The sequence below is a fragment of the Cyclobacterium lianum genome (assembly GCF_900143075.1).
In the GTDB taxonomy this organism is placed as follows: domain Bacteria; phylum Bacteroidota; class Bacteroidia; order Cytophagales; family Cyclobacteriaceae; genus Cyclobacterium; species Cyclobacterium lianum.
Map to the genome: position 1 here is coordinate 211773 of NZ_FRCY01000003.1, position 17128 is coordinate 228900.

12 protein-coding genes are annotated in these 17128 nt (G+C 46.0%); 5 read left to right on the forward strand and 7 right to left on the reverse strand.

Going from position 1 to position 17128, the window contains the following annotated elements:
• The first annotated feature begins 9 nt into the window (after positions 1 to 9).
• The 3 genes from BUB19_RS05935 to BUB19_RS05945 all read left to right on the forward strand — a co-directional run bounded on the left by BUB19_RS05935 (position 10) and on the right by BUB19_RS05945 (position 6397).
• The gene (locus tag BUB19_RS05935; protein ID WP_073093587.1) at positions 10 to 2238 is read left to right on the forward strand and encodes a DUF4954 family protein; all 2229 of its coding nucleotides are present in this window, start codon (positions 10 to 12) and stop codon (positions 2236 to 2238) included.
• 503 nt (positions 2239 to 2741) lie between these two features.
• Positions 2742 to 4712 carry a hypothetical protein gene (locus BUB19_RS05940; RefSeq protein ID WP_073093589.1) on the forward strand — a complete coding sequence of 657 codons (1971 nt, stop codon included), beginning with the start codon at positions 2742 to 2744 and terminating at the stop codon, positions 4710 to 4712.
• 44 nt (positions 4713 to 4756) lie between these two features.
• Positions 4757 to 6397, forward strand: a complete 1641-nt coding sequence (locus BUB19_RS05945) for a hypothetical protein (protein WP_073093591.1) — start codon at positions 4757 to 4759, stop codon at positions 6395 to 6397.
• Here BUB19_RS05945 and BUB19_RS05950 read toward each other — a convergent pair.
• A complete protein-coding gene (locus BUB19_RS05950) occupies positions 6394 to 7629 on the reverse strand; it encodes a glycosyltransferase family 2 protein (protein WP_073093593.1) in 1236 nt (411 codons plus the stop codon). The genes BUB19_RS05945 and BUB19_RS05950 overlap by 4 nt on opposite strands.
• A gap of 147 nt (positions 7630 to 7776) precedes the next feature.
• Here BUB19_RS05950 and BUB19_RS05955 point away from each other — a divergent pair, with 147 nt between their 5' ends.
• Together BUB19_RS05955 and miaE are read left to right on the forward strand one after the other, a co-directional pair.
• On the forward strand, positions 7777 to 7965 hold the full coding sequence (locus tag BUB19_RS05955; RefSeq protein WP_073093595.1) for a hypothetical protein: 189 nt from the start codon (positions 7777 to 7779) through the stop codon (positions 7963 to 7965).
• Positions 7966 to 8091: 126 nt separating this feature from the next.
• On the forward strand, positions 8092 to 8679 hold the full coding sequence (gene miaE, locus BUB19_RS05960; RefSeq protein WP_073093597.1) for a MiaE family protein: 588 nt from the start codon (positions 8092 to 8094) through the stop codon (positions 8677 to 8679).
• On the opposite strand, the gene BUB19_RS05965 is transcribed toward miaE, so the two are convergent.
• The 6 genes from BUB19_RS05965 to BUB19_RS05990 form a co-directional block, all read right to left on the reverse strand.
• The gene (locus BUB19_RS05965; protein WP_073093599.1) at positions 8673 to 9716 is read right to left on the reverse strand and encodes a 3-hydroxyacyl-CoA dehydrogenase family protein; all 1044 of its coding nucleotides are present in this window, start codon (positions 9714 to 9716) and stop codon (positions 8673 to 8675) included. The genes miaE and BUB19_RS05965 overlap by 7 nt on opposite strands.
• A 55-nt stretch (positions 9717 to 9771) precedes the next feature.
• Entirely contained in the window at positions 9772 to 10833 is a 1062-nt protein-coding gene (locus tag BUB19_RS05970) for a Gfo/Idh/MocA family protein (RefSeq protein WP_245802785.1), read from the reverse strand.
• 180 nt (positions 10834 to 11013) lie between these two features.
• A complete protein-coding gene (locus BUB19_RS05975; protein WP_073093603.1) occupies positions 11014 to 14103 on the reverse strand; it encodes a PVC-type heme-binding CxxCH protein in 3090 nt (1029 codons plus the stop codon).
• Positions 14104 to 14127: 24 nt separating this feature from the next.
• On the reverse strand, positions 14128 to 15015 hold the full coding sequence (locus BUB19_RS05980; RefSeq protein ID WP_073093605.1) for a phytanoyl-CoA dioxygenase family protein: 888 nt from the start codon (positions 15013 to 15015) through the stop codon (positions 14128 to 14130).
• 19 nt (positions 15016 to 15034) lie between these two features.
• Positions 15035 to 15796 carry a 3-keto-disaccharide hydrolase gene (locus BUB19_RS05985; RefSeq protein WP_073093607.1) on the reverse strand — a complete coding sequence of 254 codons (762 nt, stop codon included), beginning with the start codon at positions 15794 to 15796 and terminating at the stop codon, positions 15035 to 15037.
• 29 nt (positions 15797 to 15825) lie between these two features.
• Positions 15826 to 17124 carry a Gfo/Idh/MocA family protein gene (locus BUB19_RS05990; RefSeq protein WP_073093609.1) on the reverse strand — a complete coding sequence of 433 codons (1299 nt, stop codon included), beginning with the start codon at positions 17122 to 17124 and terminating at the stop codon, positions 15826 to 15828.
• Positions 17125 to 17128: the final 4 nt, after the last annotated feature.

Below are 17128 nucleotides of genomic sequence, written 5' to 3' on the forward strand. Positions count from 1 at the left end.
TAAACTGTCATGAACAAAATTACGCGCCATCCCCTATCTGCTTTGGGCTATAAGTTTGTTGAGCAACAATTTCTGCCCAAAGGGAAAGATGAATATTATCTCAGGAACAAGCAAAACAGGACTGAAACCGATTACCGGAATCTAAACGCCAGGGAAATCGAACTGCTAGTCAGAAACAACAACCAATCCGACGACTGGAACAAGATACTTGTAGCCGATGCCTTTAATCCCGACCTGGTGAAAAATTGCAAATTCTTCGGTCTGGTGCGAATTGGCAAATTGGAACCCTGCTTTCTGGAATACCACAACCTGCGAATGCCTGTAGGCATATACAACAGCACCATTATCAGTTGCGACATCGGTGACAATGTGGTGATAGACAACGTGCACTATCTCTCACATTATATTCTGGGCAATGAGGTGGTTCTGGTAAATGTCAACGAGATGGCTACCACCAGTCATGCAAAATTTGGAAACGGTATAGTCAAAGAAGGAGAACCAGAGGAGGTCAGGATCTGGCTGGAGCTGTGCAATGAAAATGGAGGACGCAAGGTAGCCCCTTTCAGCGGAATGTTGCCCGGCGATGCCTGGCTTTGGTCCAGGTACCGGGCAGATGAAGCGCTGCAAAGTCAGTTCCTGGCATTCACCCAGAAGGCATTCGACCACAAAAGAGGGTATTATGGTAAAGTGGGAGACCGATGTATCATAAAAAATTCATTGATCATCAAAGACGTATGGATTGGCTCGGATGCCTATATCAAAGGAGCAAATAAATTAAAAAACCTGACCATACATTCAACACCCGAGGCAAGTACACAGATAGGTGAAGGATGTGAAATGGTTAATGGTATTGTCAGTGAAGGGTGCACCATCTTTTACGGGGTAAAAGCAGTCCGATTTCTGATGGCTTCTCATTCCCAACTAAAATATGGAGCAAGGCTCATCAACAGCTATCTTGGCTCCAATGCCACCATTTCCTGTTGCGAAGTATTGAACTCCCTGATCTTTCCGGCCCATGAGCAGCACCACAATAATTCCTTTCTCTGCGCAGCCTTGCTGCAAGGCCAAAGCAACATGGCGGCAGGGGCAACCGTGGGTTCGAACCACAATTCGCGAGGCGCAGATGGTGAGCTTGTTGCGGGTAGAGGATTTTGGCCGGGGCTCTGTGTCAGCCTGAAGCACAATTCCCGCTTTGCTACCTTTGCGCTGGTGACAAAAGGAGACTATCCGGCAGAATTAGATATCCCATTGCCCTTTGCGCTGATAAGCAATGATGTCCACCGCAACGAATTGCGGGTAATGCCTGCGTACTGGTTTCAGTACAACATGTATGCTCTGGCCCGAAATGCATGGAAATACAAAGACCGGGATAAGCGGATTGAAAAAACACAGCATTTGGAATTTCATTTTCTGGGTCCTGACAGCATGAGTGAAGTACTCGAAGCGATTTACATACTGGAAAAACTCTGCGGCCTTGCCTTTTTCCGGCAATTCCCGCAGGATCAAACTCCAAATGTTGAATTGACCCGGAATAAGGGAAAGGAATTGCTTGAAACTAAGGATCCAATTTTACAGAGATTGGATATTTTTGCTGAGGGCTGGGAAAACAGCTCTCGTAAAGTCCGTGTCGTTAAGGTTATGGAAGCTTATCGGATATACAAGCAACTGCTCCTATATTATCCTATTCATTGTATACTGGAAAACCTGGATGAAGCCGCCCCGCTAAAACCTGAAGATATACATGCCATGATCGGCAATAAAAATACTGATTTAGCGTCCTGGAGCAATGTGGGAGGCCAAATGATCCAGGAAGCGGATCTTGAAGCGATCATATCATCAATAAAAAAAGGCAGGATCAGCAGTTGGTCCAAGCTCCATAAGCAATACAAGCATTTGGGAGATGATTATGCAAGCTCCAAAACCGTTCATGCATTTCGATTATTGATGAAGGACCAGGGATCAAAAGAGGTAAGCGAAGAGCTGCTGGAAAAAATGCTCTTTTCTGCTATCGAGTTCAGGTCCTGGCTGTCTGAACAGGTCCTGCTTTCAAGAAAAAAGGACTATGACAATAAATTCCGAAACATGGTTTACCAGAGCCTGGATGAAAGAGATCTGGTACTGGGGTCCTTAGACCACAACAGCTTCATTCGGGAAGATCGGGATGCCTGTCGGTCGTTTCTGGAAAAATCACACAGGTGGCTGGACAATATATCGACTAAAACCTTGAGATCAAAGTGAAATCATCCGGAGAAACAGACGATAACCATTCTTCACGGCTTAACTTACATTTTGAAGTACACGCCAATTGTGATGATCTGATTTTTTCAAATTCATTGGTTTAGGTTATTTAGAAAGTCATCCATCGCCTTTCGCTGGCTGCGCTTTGCCGGGGTCTGCTTCCTCAGCTCATCTTTCGTTTTCAAGCACTGATCGGGCTCCAAACGCTGAAATGATAGTGTCAGTAAAGAATAAATTTGTCCACAGGAACGTGGCGTTCATAGCATCGTCCAATGATCGCATACAGTTTTCACTGCCTGAATCGGCTACTACTCCATCACAGAACAACGTCCCAAAACGGACGAAACCTTCAGCTTTAGACGCAACATAATACCGCGCAGAGGTCTCCCAACAGGATCAGGACATCCTGTAGGCTTTTATATAGGGGAACATTGTGTTTTTTATTTGCTCAAATAATGCTAAATTAAGGTGTTTTGGATATTGGTTTCATTAAACAGATCGCTATGCCCCAAAGATACTCACTGGCAATCATGCTTGCGCTGGCATCTTTCTTTCTGGTATCGGCTGGTAGCAACGCTCAGCCTTGCCCGGAATCCTTGTCTTCCATTGAAGAAAACGCCAATTACCTGGAAATCAATTCCCCCGGAAACACAGTAAAAATTCCCCTTCACCATATCAGGATTTTTCCCGAAGGAAAAGAACGTATTTATATGTTATTACCGGACATATTGACCAATTCCTCTACACCGATTATCCGGTGGAACGAACTGGTATTAAAAAAACCACTTAACTCTTCCGAAAAATGGACCGGTACCATCGATAGGAAAAGTTTCTTTCCTACCCCCTGTATCCCTTTATTGGAAGATGCCCATTTTTCATCTGCCGAATCAAATCAGGATTTTATATATCAGACAGAAAACAATACGGTAAGTGTAAAAGGTAGTATTTCCTTTCCCCAAATTTCCGGGCGACAACTCATTATCCACCTGAATGTAGACCGGCAGACAATACCGTTGCCACTGATCAACGATCTTGACGGCCAACTTTTTACCCGGGAAGGAGCCATACCCATCACTTCCGGGGAAATCAGCTATATTCCCACTTCTCACATTTTAAAAGGCTCCGGAACGGCAGAAGGAACAGCCATAAACCAGAGTTTTGAGTTTCTCATTAAGGATTACAAGGGCGAACCCGGTATTTATCTTATCAATGAAGGGACAGATAGCCGCAATGCCTTTTTTGTCTACAAGGTAGAAGGAAAACCTGCAGGTAAATTGACTATCTTCAAATATGCGCTGAATCCCAAAGTTCTGGAATCGAGTGCTTTTTTTCGGCTGGCACCCTTTGATGTGGATGCTTTAGATTCTGCCGACCTGGTACCTGCTGCTACCTTTTTCAGCGAGTCAGTTTTGATTGACCCTAAACCAGCCCCAACCTTACTATCTGTGGCAAACAATGCCTTCGAAGGTAATGCTCCGAACCTGGAACAGCTTAAAAAATTGAAGAGCCCGGAAATTGCCAATCAAGGCCAGTGGACAAAATCAATTACATTTACATTCGAAAATTTACCCATCTGGAACTTACATTTTACAGAAGACCAACAGGGGGATAGCCTCCAAAACCTACAAATAGGATACCTGTCTCCGGAGAACCCTGATAATCAACCTGCACTTTCAGAGAGACTAACCTTCAATCAGGTAGAACAGATCAACGCAGGTTTTATGGAAATTTTTAAAAATTTTGATGAAACCAGCGATACCGTTCAGTTAAAAACGGCAATTTTAGAATTATTTTCGGCAAACAACCTTCCGACTGAGGCTACTATGTCAGATGATTTCGAACCCTTTCTCGTAACGACGATCAGTGGGTTTAGAGAAGCTGAAAGGTATGCCCTCACCAGCGGCACCGGGGATTTTAGCGCCGACATGAATACGCAAGGTTTGGAGCTGCTTCCTATAGATTTGATCTTAAAAAAAGATGGCCTCAAGCCAGTCTCCAGGTCTTTTGATTTTCACGGTACCAGCATCCTCATCCGGTATGGCACCGATAGTATAGAAGTAACGACATCAAATGAAACACAACGAAAACAGAGCACAAAAATACCAAACAGCAATTTGTTTGATATATACCAGTTCTATGGCATCATCAGCAGTCTCCCGCTTAAAGAAGATTACGAGGCAGACCTGTCCTTTTTTGATGTGACTCCCGTTTTCGTAACGCACCTGGGTCAGGAAACTACTCAGGAAAGATTGGTCATTCAGCCCGGCTTTGTCCATGCCTGGGTAAGGGTAATGGAAAGTTTGACTTATCAGGGGGAACCCGCTTTCAAGCTTAGCGTTCAATTCAACGGATTGTCCAATCCCTTGTTTGCCGAATTCTACGAGGAGAACTATACGGGCACCTACTATGTAAGCAGGTCTTTTCCCCACCAAATCATCCGTGCCAATTTTGAACAGGGTCTCGTCCTGCAATAGACATTTATGGTAAATGTTAACGTGTCAACAAAAAACCCACACCAATGAGAAACCTGATATACCTGGTATTGATAGCTATCTGCCTGATATCCTGCAAAGAGCAATTCGAGGACCCCAGAGAAGAGGAAATCAACGAAGCCATGGAAAATGGTTATTTGGCGCATGAAGGCTATACCAGAAGTATGAATTTTGTACGGGACTGGCTGACTTATGCAGATCCTCAAACCGGTCTGATACCAAGAAACCTCTCGGACAGTAAAGATATCTGGAATGCAAAAGATGCAGCTGCAGATAACTACCCATTCATGGTACTGACATCAGCCTTATTGGACAGCAATTTGTTTCATGGTCCAATGAAAAAAATTTTGGAAAACGAAATTCGGCTGACCAACCGGCTAGACCGTCTTCCGGATACCTATTCTTTTTCGAAAAAAGGATTCGAAACGGAGGCTATAAATAGAGACGAGCTGATTTTTGGTGCTTCTGAATATGTAAAAGACGGATTGCTTCCACTTACCGAATACATTGGAGCATCCGCATGGTCTGCAAGGATGATTGATCTGGTAGACGATATATGGAAGCATGCAGCTTACGATACGCCCTTCGGCCCTATTCCCGCTTTGAATGTGGAAGTGAATGGAGAACTGTTGCAGGTTCTTTCCAGAATTTACTGGATGACTGGGGAAGAAAAGTACCTGAATTGGGCCTTGCGCCTGGGCGATTATTATTTGCTCGATAACCATCATCCTACCGATGATTTTGAAGTGTTGCGACTGAGAGACCACGGTTGTGAGATTGTGTCCGGCTTGTGCGAACTGTACATCATGACCGCTTTTGCGGATGAAGACAAAAAAGCTGTGTACCAACCAGCCATCTACCGCATGTTGGATAGAATTTTGGAAGTGGGTACAAACGATGATGGTTTATTTTACAACCAGATCAACCCACAAACCGGAGAAATACTGGATGAAGGTATCGCCGATACCTGGGGATATACTTACAATGCCTATTATGGCGTATACATGCTGGATCAGCACGAAGCCTACAGAAATGCTGTCTTGAAAGCTTTGGAAAACCTGGACCAGTATTCCTATTTCGATTGGGAACGAGGAAGTGCAGACGGATATGCAGATGCCATAGAATCTGCCCTCAATTTGTATAATCGGGAGAAAGCCACCAAAACAGCGGATTGGATTGACAGCCAGATGCAGCACATGTGGTCGCTTCAGGATTCTGCGCACAGAAGTGGTACTGAAGCATACCGGGGAAAAGGCATCATCGAAGGTTGGCATGGCGATGGCAATTTTGCCAGAACTACGCTGATGTATTGTCTTTGGAAAAGTCAGGGCATCACAGCGAGCCCCTGGAACAAGGATTTGTACCTGGGCGCTATCCCCAAAGAAAACGGTGTTCTCACAACCCTGATCAGCGAAACACCCTGGAAGGGAAAAATTCATTTCGATGTGGACAGGCATCAGAAGGTTTTCCGGTTGCCGCTGGATTATCCCAGGATCAACCAATTTCCGGAGTGGTTTACAATATCTGCAGATAAAAAATACCAGGTCACTTTTTTTACCAGGGAAACCAGACAGATGTATACGGGAGCTGAATTGCTAGAAGGCCTTGAGATCAACCTTGAGCAAAATCAGCAGATTTGCTTTGCAGTATATCCGGTGGAAAACTAGGCCTGGTCCAAATCCCTGAAGACATCCAGCAAGTCAGGTAGATCTTTTGTTAGGGATGTTTCTCCAAATAGTCGCAATAGCTCTGGAGCAGCCTTTAGGACCGGAATAGAAGTGAAATGCCTATCGCGTAAATAATGGGTCAACTTCAAAACCATGAACCCATCCATCCATTGCCAGAATCTTTTAATGAAATTTTCTTCGGAGCTTGATTGTTTTCTCAATTCCAATATCCGTTGGTCAAAGTTTATTTCTTGCAAAACATCTGAGAGGACGACGGATAAGCCACCTGAATGGGGACCAGCGTCGTAAAGCTGAGGCACCTGATTGAAAAAAGATTTCAGACATTGATAAATTCGGGGATCATAGGTGAGCTTTTCCGAATTTATTCGCGCCGTAAATTCCAGTTGGGCCCTCCCGGTCCCGAAAGGCACCCGGTCGGATATCCTGCAGGAAGGGTAAACCCTGGCCGGTAGATAGATGAAATTGCTTACCGGAAGTAATTTGTGCATGAAGTAAAAATCCTCTCCCGCCTTTCTTCTGTTCATCCCTCCCGACCTGGCATAGGTCGTCGCCCGGACAGCCATGCATGAACCCACGGTGTGTCTGGCGAAGGGATATCCGGCCCACTTAAGTCCCTGGATGTAACAGCGCAGGTGCAATTCATACTGTATGATTCCACTCCTCAACGACAGGTCCCGTTCCTCTTCATAGCGGTGTTCGAAGTGAAAATGGGCCAATTGAAGGTTCGGATCATTAAATCCTGTACCGGCAACTGTAAAATAATCCGGTGAAACTTCACAATCAGCATCCAAACATAATATTGGCCCATCCCTTCCGATCAGATTCCAGCGGATCAGGGCCTCGTCCATGCCAATTTTTCTGGCCCATCCTGCACCGGCTTTCTTGGCATCAAGCCCCTCCGCAAGAAGGTAGAAAAGCCGGATCCAACTACAGCCATGAGTTATTTGCCAGTTGTCAATTTGCTCGACCGTCTTGTGGTTTATTTTTATGACTGCAGGATCGGCATTTTCTGGTGCGTTGATCACTACGATAATTTCTACCGATCCAGGAGGTACTTCACATTGGTATAGCGCAGCCAGCGTTTTTGTAATATCTGGTTCCTTGTAGGCCGGTATCACCACAATCATCGACAGGTCTTTCTCCGGAGGCTGTATTATCTGGGGAGGCATCACCTGAAAACGTCTGATATAGGTTGCGACAATCTGCTTCATGAGTCGAATTAAAAGGGGCAAAGTGCATTAAACTTCAAAAGTCGAAAAGAAATATTACTTTTGTTTTCTTTGCTTTCAAAAATTCTGATTTGCCCATAGTGAAATCAATCTTTCCTGACTACAAAGCAAGATAGAGTACGGTAGGGCATGGTATATAACAAAAACCGATGGTTTCCGGAATCAGGGGTAAAGCGAAAAAAAAAGTATTTCGAAATGCATGTGAGTCTGTCTCAGCCAGGCAGGTATGAGGTCAAGTACAGCAGCTATGGGGATCTATACCATGTGAGATTCGTAGCTTGTACCTTTTCTGCGGCAGGAGCATTAAAGAAGAAATGATAAACAGATGAAATCGAGCATGTCTCAAGCGACACATATAGGAATGATCATTCAACATGCGAGATTCCCCGTCCAACTGGTGTCATGCGGGCGGGCATGTCGCAACTTAAAGACAATTATTAAATCATGAAATATTCCATTGACCTTACGGTCTCCTCTTCCGGAGAATGGTTGGACGCTGTAATGGCAGATTTTGATGCATTCCTTCAGGATCATGCCGATTGTGAAAGAAAGGCCTCTGCCATGGCGACCTCCCTGATCGCAAAATACCCCGATCGGGAGAAAATCATACCCGATATGATCGAAACCGCCATAGAGGAACTGGAGCATTTTCAGCAGGTATTTGAACTGATGCAACAAAGAAAAGTAAACCTCAACAAAGAAATGAAAGAGGACCCCTACATCCGTCAATTGATGCCACTGACGCACGGGGGAACTCCGGAAAGCAGATTTCTTTCCCGTATGCTATTGGGTTCAATAGTAGAATGCAGGGGATGCGAAAGATTTCGGATGATCTCAGAAGCCCAGAATGATGTGGAATTGAAAAAATTCTACAAAAATCTCTGGACTTCCGAAGCCAAGCACGGAAATATATATGTAGAACTGTCTCTGGAATATTTTGATGAAAAAACCGTCTACGATCGGTTACATGAAATGATGGATTTTGAAGGCAGGGTAATCCAGAACCTGCCCATCAAGCCCGCCCTTCATTGATCATTGGTACCCTCCTGTGCAGCATCCAGCGAATCACCGGATCGAGCCGCTCTTTTAGCCGCCAGTTTCTGCTGGATGATGTCAGCAGGGTACTTGAGCGTAAGTTCCCTGATTTCATAGGAAAACTCATTGTAGAGCTCCTGCCAAATTTCTCTTTCTTCGGGGCTGTATTCATAAAACCCATGACCGTTGAATATTCCTCTGCCTCCCGCATCAACAATATCATTGATAACCCTGCCTGGGCTGGTATCATTATTCAGTGTGGGAAACAAGTCCTTCATCACCTCCCTGTAACTGCCAATTCCGGTAAAATCCATCCAGCGAAAAACTCCCATCATGGGTAAAAAATACCCGGCTACATTTCTGCATGCCTTATCGACGTCCTCTACTGAAGCATACTCCCCATCCACAAGGTGCATGGCCTCCCGATACATGGCATACATCAGCCGGTTGGCGATAAATCCTGGAAGATCTTTTTTGACCAAAACCGTTTCCTTCTGCCACAGTTCACCTAAATCATATAAAAACCTTGCCTTATTGAGGTCACTTTTTTCACCACAAATCAGCTCCAAAAAACGGGTCGTATAGGCAGGTTCCATCCAATGTAAACCAAAAAATCTACCTGGATTACTTACATGCTGTTGCAATACACTGATCGGAATCGCTGAAGTGTTGGTAGTGATAAATGCTTCCTTGTCTAAGATACCATCCAATTGCCGGAATACCTCGGCTTTCAGGTTTTTATCTTCTTTGACAGACTCTATCACCAACTGGCAGTCTTTCAGACTTTTTAAATCTCCAGCGGTGGTAAAGTGCTTCAGGTAATCTTTGGCTTCCATCTTTATCAAGCCCTTTTCGGCTGCAAGCTTCAGGTGGTTTTTTACCCTCTCAGCACCTGACTGCAACGCCTCCGGCAATAGTTCCACGCCAACGACGGGATGCCCTGCTATCAGCATACAGGCGGCGATGCTACTGCCCATCAAACCAAGACCAACAATACCTACCTGAAAATTACCCGGATCAAACGCTTTTGACATACTTAATGTGGATAAGAAGAAAAAAGAAAAATAGGACCAAATCGCATTGGAGCACTTATAAGGTCACCACCTTGCCGGTTCTAACCGACTCATCACAGGCAAAAGCGATCCTGAGGCTGTTCACGGCATCTTCCATATGATTGGTGAGATCAATATCCTCATGAACAGATTTCAGAAAATATTCCTGTTCACGTTTGCACAGGGCGTTGTGGTCCGGTTCATCCGTTAGATCTATCCATTCATCCTCATGGGCAAATTTTTCATTCTTGTCCAGATCGGCACGGTGATACAGCAAAGACTCTGTTTTGGTATGGGCTTCAATGCTATCAGATTTTCCACTGCCACCGGCTTCTTTGGCGACAATAGACACCGACCCTCTTGGTCCGAAGACATCCTTGATAAAAAAAGCCGTTTCGCTGACCATAGGGCCCCAGCCAGCCTCATACCATCCTACAGAACCGTCTTCAAAACGAATCTGCAAATTACCATAATTATAGTTTCCTGTTGGTATTTCTTCCGTCAACCTGGCACCGATAGCATATACCTGTACCGGTTTCGACCGCGTCATTTGACACATCACATCAATATAATGAACACCGCAATCTACGATTGGGCTCAGGCTTTTCATAAGATTTCGGTGCAGGGTCCACATCTTGTCTTCGCTCTGTTGGTTTAAATTCATACGCATGACCAGGGGTTTACCCAATTTCTGGCTCATCTCGATGAATTTTTCCCATGATGGATGGTGCCGCAAAATATAGCCTACCACCAGTTTTCGATTGTTTTTTTTGGCTGCATTGACTACTCTCCTGGCCCCCTCCACGGTATCTGCCAGCGGTTTTTCCACAAATACATGACATCCCCTCTCCAAGGCATCTATGGCAAAGGTTTCATGGGTATCGGGATAGGTGGAAATACTTACAGCATCGGGATTTGTCGCTTCCATGGCCGCGTAATAATCATCGTAAAGGGCGTAGCCGCCCCCCAGCTTTTCATTCAAAACTTCCTTTGATTTTCCGCCTGACACCAGGCCAGCGATTTCGTATCCATCAAGTTGGTGGTATGCCAGAGCATGGGAGGCACCCATATTGCCACAGCCAACTACTAATATTTTCATAGGTTTTTGGGACATGCTTATATTTTTGCTTTTTAAATTAGTTTCAGTACTTCCTGGATTTCAATTTAGAAATTTTTCTCCAAATCGAGAGAAATTCGGGCCATTTCTTTCCTGTAAAAAAAATGTCGCATGTCCATTCCTTTTTTGCAGATCAGCCACAGCTCCTGTCCGCACCTGATGCTAGCGTTGGTACAAGCCCTCAGGCAAGGATTCAAGATAAAAAATCAGGTCACTCAACTCCTGCCTGCTCAGCCCTTTCTCCAAACCTGCCGGCATGAGGGATTGGCTGGCAGGATTTATTTCCGTGAGGTTTTGCTCCTCTATTTTCAGGCTCGATTCCGGCCCTACTGCCAAAGTATAAGTTCCGTCAGCTACGCCCTTCACAATGCCGGTATAACTTTGATTTCTCGTCTTCAAAGTCATGCTTTCGTACTCTCTGGCAAAGCTTGCATCAGGATAGATAATGGCCTCCAGAATATCATGGCGGCTACGTATCTCACCTATATTGGTGAGGTCGGGTGCAAAGCCTCCTCCCTCACCGGCTACAGCGTGGCAGCTGCCGCAGGCGCCTTTTCCAAAAAACACTTCTCTACCGCGCTCCACATCTCCGGGTAAAAGCTGCATGGAAACCTGCTCCAGATGGGCCAGCCTTCCCTCCTGCTGATGTGCGATGCTGTCCAATAACAGTTCTCCCTTACCCTGAAATATTTCGGTGATTTGACTTATAGAGAGCTTGTCCCAGATGGCCTTCCTGTGCAATAATTGTTGCTCCAGATCATCCAGAAGACACTGATCGCTGATTGCAGGCAGGCTTTCCAGCAAATAATAAATATGCGTATCCGGAACCTGCGGAAAAAAGTCCCGGACAAACCAATCCAACTTCGGGCCGGAAAGGTTTAGGTTTCGGATCATACCGGCTATCAACTGTCTGGACTTCAATTGTTTCTCGCTCAGAAATCGGTTGGCAATCCATTGAAATTCCGCTGCTGATATTTCTTCTCCCATTGCGATCAACGACTGATAGGCCTGTAGTCTCAGAGAAACGTCAGCGCTATCTGATCTGACCAGATCGGACAGAGCAGCTTTGAAATAGGCGTCATTAAAGTTTGAAATGAGCTTTACGACCGATTCCCGGACATCAGAATCACCCTTTTCGAGAGACTTCAGGAGGCTTTCCTTTAAAGGTGGATACAGCTCCTTTGGTGGATGGCTACGCAATTGCTCAATGAGCATGAAATTTTTTCCTTCCAAGCCTGTTTCCAATTGACCGGCGAGAAATTCCTGAACCAAAGGTCGATTGACAAATTCTGGAAATGCAGTGCTGATGACTTTTTTTCCCCCTTCATTGCCCGCCAGAGTATCCATCATCAGCCTTATAAAGGATTGTTCCCATTCCGGATGGTTTTTCAGGATCCAGACCGCAGTTTGCTGCTGCAAGCTATCATCAGCTAGCAGCAAAGGGTAAATGTGCTGTTCTGCCAGCATTTCGGAGCCTTTTTGATCTAGGGCGATCAATGCTGCCCTGCTGAATTTCTTGGAGTCCAATACATCCAGCAATAGATCTTCATTTTTCATTTGGATCAACGCAAAAATAACTGCATGTTCGAAATACCTATCGCCGGGATGCCTTTCCAGTGCCCGAAGCAAAGGTTCTGTAGCCCTCGGACTGGCTATTTGTCCCAATGCCGTAGCAACCTGCCTGGCCAGGGGCAGTGAGGGATTGTCCCCCAAAACAGCCAGTAGTTTATCCACGGCAGTGTTTACTTCCGCCATGCCCAAAACCCGGGCAGCAGCAGCTTTTACAAGATCGCTTTCGTCATCCAAGCCCTTTTCCATTTGGTTCCAGGCCCGGGGATTCTGAGTTCTAAACAATAAAAAAACAGCCTTTGCCCGTACCTGCTCGTCAGGGTGCTCTTGCATCACCTGATTCAAATAAGGAATAGCCATCAACGGCTCCTTAAGCAATTTTTCTCCCGATTTTTCCCGTACTTTGACACGCGGGTCACCCAAGAGTGCTGCCAGTTGACCCATTTCCAGTTTATCCCAGGGTATTTTGTTCCCCCAAGGGTCATCCTGCTGATTGTTCAAAGATCGCTTTTTGATCCGGTAGATTCCTCCGCCGGCCTCGGGTTTTGCTGTACGGCTCAGGGGGCAGCCTGCAATGAACCATCCACCGGTATTCAGGAGCAAAAGATTGCCATCGGGTTCCTGCAGCACATCCGTAGGATGAAAATCAGCAAGACTTGAAGTTAAAAAATGTATACTTTCCGTATCAAAACTGGCTCCCGCAGCAGTGAGTTTTGTCTGGACAACCCTTCCGGTATTGAATTCAGCATGGAAGAGATCTCCCTCGTAGTCGTCCCCCCATGACCCGCCCTGGTAGCGCATCAGACCAGATGGAGATACCCGTGCCATTTTATGCATGACGGGCATCAGCTCCCCAGTCCTGACCAACTGGTCCTCGTCGATTACAGGGTGTGGCTTGGGATAGACCCCGCCTTCAACCCAATGCATTAGAGCATCCCGAAAACCACCCTGCGGATCCGTGAAGTAGGTCATTGTACCCAGCACCTCGCCAGAAGGCATAAAAGCAAGCTCCACGGCGTTGTCAAATCCACCTCCGGCAAATGACTGGAGCTGGCTACCATTTGGCAGACAGCGCCAGATTCTAGCTCCCTTGCCCTCAAAATGTACAAATTCTTTACTTAAAATATCAAATCCCCTCCTGGCGTCGGCCATGTATAGCCAGCCGTCCGGCCCCAGAAATGGACCGCTAAGGATGGCAGCGTTGTGGTTTAGCGTCCAGCCGGAAAGCAGTACTTCCTTTTCCTCGGCCCTCCCATCGCCATCTCTATCTGTAAACTTCAACAGGTCCGGAGCCGCTGTAACGATCAAGCTTCCGTCCAGATAGACACCACCCATAGGAAATGGCAAACTATCTGCATAAACCGTACGATGATCAAAAATACCGTCAGCATCCTTATCTTCCAGCAGCAAAATGCGAAAATCTGGACGATTCAATATATCACTGGTACTTTCTGTCGCACCACTTGATTCCATCACAAACAGTCGGCCGGTATCGTCAAATACTGCAAACATGGGGTACTTTACCAAGCCAGGTTGAACAGCATTTTCTACCAAAAATCCTTCAGGTACTTCAAAGCCATTCAAACTTTCTGTCGGCGACCTCCAGAAGAAGATGCCTATCCCGGCCACAAAAAGCAATACCATCACAAAAAAAAATATCCGGAATAGCTTGTCTGTTTTCATTTGCAAATTCGTCAACTGCTCCTGTCAGAAAGAGATTTTTTCTCTATCCAGCAAAAGTGGAAAAAACTGACCCTCTAACTTCTGTCCGGGAGGGAAAACAGGTACGCCGGCCAGCAATTCTTCCCTGGTGTTGGATTGGGTACCATCAGCAAATACATTCAGCACAAATGCCCGCCTGGACCTTTCTGATTTGTTTTCAAAAGAACCATGGACCATCAATGGATGGTGAAAAGTACCATATCCTTTTTCCATCTCAATGGGAATGGGTTTGAATTCCATTTTTTGGTCTTCGCTGAGGTAATTCATTAAGCCTTCCATGTTTCCCGCCAGCTCTGGTTTTTCCAACAAGCCCCATTGGTGGCTTTTGGGTACATAATACATGCAACCGTTTTCTGTATCAGCATCATCAAGGCCTACCCAGCATGTCAGGTGCTGCATGGGCACAGACCGGGTCCAGTAGGAGTAATCCTGATGCCAGGCCACCACTCCTCCATGTCTGGCCGGCTTGCAAAACAACTGGTCATGCCAGAACCTCACAGACTTGTCTTCCAGCAATTGGCTGGCGGCCATGACAAAAGCCGGATTCCATAGAATATCATGAAACCCTTCCTTGATCCGCCAGTGACCCAATGAATGAAACAGAACTGTATCCGGATCTGTAGATTCATTGGATTTGAACTCGTAAAAAAGCTCGTTGCCCGGATGGTCCGGATCTGTGAGCGCAGTCAGTTCTTCATTCAGTTGCTCGACCTGCCAGTGTTCCAGAAGTTTGATATGAGACAAATAACCATTTACCTTAAAAAAGTCAACTTGCTCTTTGCTGAGCCTGTATTTTTCCCATTCATTTTTTGTTTTTGGCCATTCAAAAAGTTTTGTCAGGAGCGCATGAAATTTAGATAAATCGTTTACCATAATTGCTTTCTAATGTTGTTTATGGAGTGGGCAATAGTGGAGCGATCTGTTCGGGAGAGGTGACCCCGGGTGGTAATGGCGTGACCGTGAGGTTTCGAAAATGTATGGGTGCTCCCTCAGATTCCAGGCAGATGTATCCTTTCTTCTGGCTGGATTGGCTGATTCCATTCACGAATCTTCCATTTACAGACAGTTTGATGACACCATCTACACAAACGACCACGTAAGTATTCCACTCGCCTTTTCCCAGGCAGCGGTTTTCTATAGATTTGCTTCTTGTCCCACGGGGATTGTCGGGAACGGTTTCTACTCCTCCCACTCCAAATAGCTCTCCGTGTACGTAGGCAATCGGTGGCAATTCGCCTTTATCATTTTTATTTTGATTGACCCAATCCAGCTCAAGCATTTGTACTTCTACGCCGTCAGGCAGGCGATTATCTCCCGGTACTGCGCTAGACCAGACAAAAGTACCGGAGTTGCCTCCGGCCTGCATGTGCTTCCATTCTACATACATGATAAAATTTTCATATTGCTTTTCAGACCGGATGACGCCGATAGGCAACCCTTCACATACCAATTCCTCCCCTTCAAATCTCCAGGTTTCTTCACCTGTGTTGACATCATACCATTTTAGGGCTGCTTCGCTGCTTTCCTTTCCCTGTATCAGGGCATTTAAATCCTGCTCTTTCCCAAAGTCAAATAAGTAATTCTGAGCAAAAAGCGCACCGGCTGAAAATAAACTAAACAGCAAAAGCGCACTTGATTTTAGGGCTATCCACATAAGTTTTTTATATCGGGTTCTGGGTTCATTTATACCACCTTTGTCACACCTGGCACGGCTGCGGGAGGGACGTCTACCACCAGGTCCCACCGGTAATCCTGTGCTGCGGGCCCAAGCTTATGATCGCTATTCATGGCTTCTTCCCAGGTAATGGTCTGCCCGCTATAGCCCACCATGCGTCCGAGGATGGCCAGCATCGTGCTATTGGCCATCAATTCCCCCTCGTTCATCGGCTGCCCGGCCCGAATGGATGCAAAAAGTTCTTCATGCTGGGTTTCATAAGGATTGTTGTACTCTCCTTTGTAATCCCATCTATCCTCGCCCATGGTAGCATGTACTCTTTTGCCTATGTCTACCGAGGCAAAACCTGATGTTCCGGCAATATCCACCTTATTGGTATTGGAGCAACCTTTTTGTTGCCTGCTGAAATGTACGCCCTTGATATTATTTTCGTATTCGTATTCTATGGCAAAGTGATCGTAGATATTGCCCCATTGCTCTTCCGTCCGGGATTGACGCCCACCGGTGCCTGTTGCCCTCAACGGCAGGCGATCTCCCAAGGCCCAGGACATCATATCCAGACTGTGCACCATCATTTCTACAATATAATCTCCTGATAACCAGTCATAGTAATACCAATTTCGCAACTGGTATTCCATCTCGGTCCAATTGTCCTGTCTGGGTTTGTACCAAAGTCCTCCACCATTTCTGGCCGTAAAGACCGTAGTGATGTCTCCGATTGCGCCTTCCTGCAGACGACTAAACAAGGCTCTTTTTGGAAAGTCGTACCTGAACGTAAATCCCGACACTACAGACAGCCCTTTCTCTTTTGCCTTTTTGGCAGAAGCCAGAACACTGCGCACACCAGGTGCATCTACCGCTACAGGTTTCTCACAAAACACGTGTTTGCCGGCATCTACTGCTGCCTTGAAATGTGCCGGCCTGAAAGCCGGAGGAGTGGTCAGAATCACCACATCTACCCCTGCATCCAGCACCTGCTGATAGGCATCAAATCCTACAAATTTATGGGCTCCGTCAACTTTGACTTGCTCCGGATTGATTTTTTTCAGGGATTGTAAAGATTCCTCAAGATAGTCTGAAAAAATGTCTCCCATACAGGTCAATACAGCGTCTTTATCAGCCTTCAGCGCCTGTGCCGCAGCACCTGTACCCCGGCCTCCACATCCAATCAATCCAACTTTCAGGGGTTCACGGCGTGCCCCGTAAGCAGCTTGCATGTTAAATCCCAAAGGCAATAAAGAACTGCCGATTACAGCAGTGCCTGTGGACTTTAAAAATTTTCGGCGGTTATCTTTTTTACTGATCATTGTT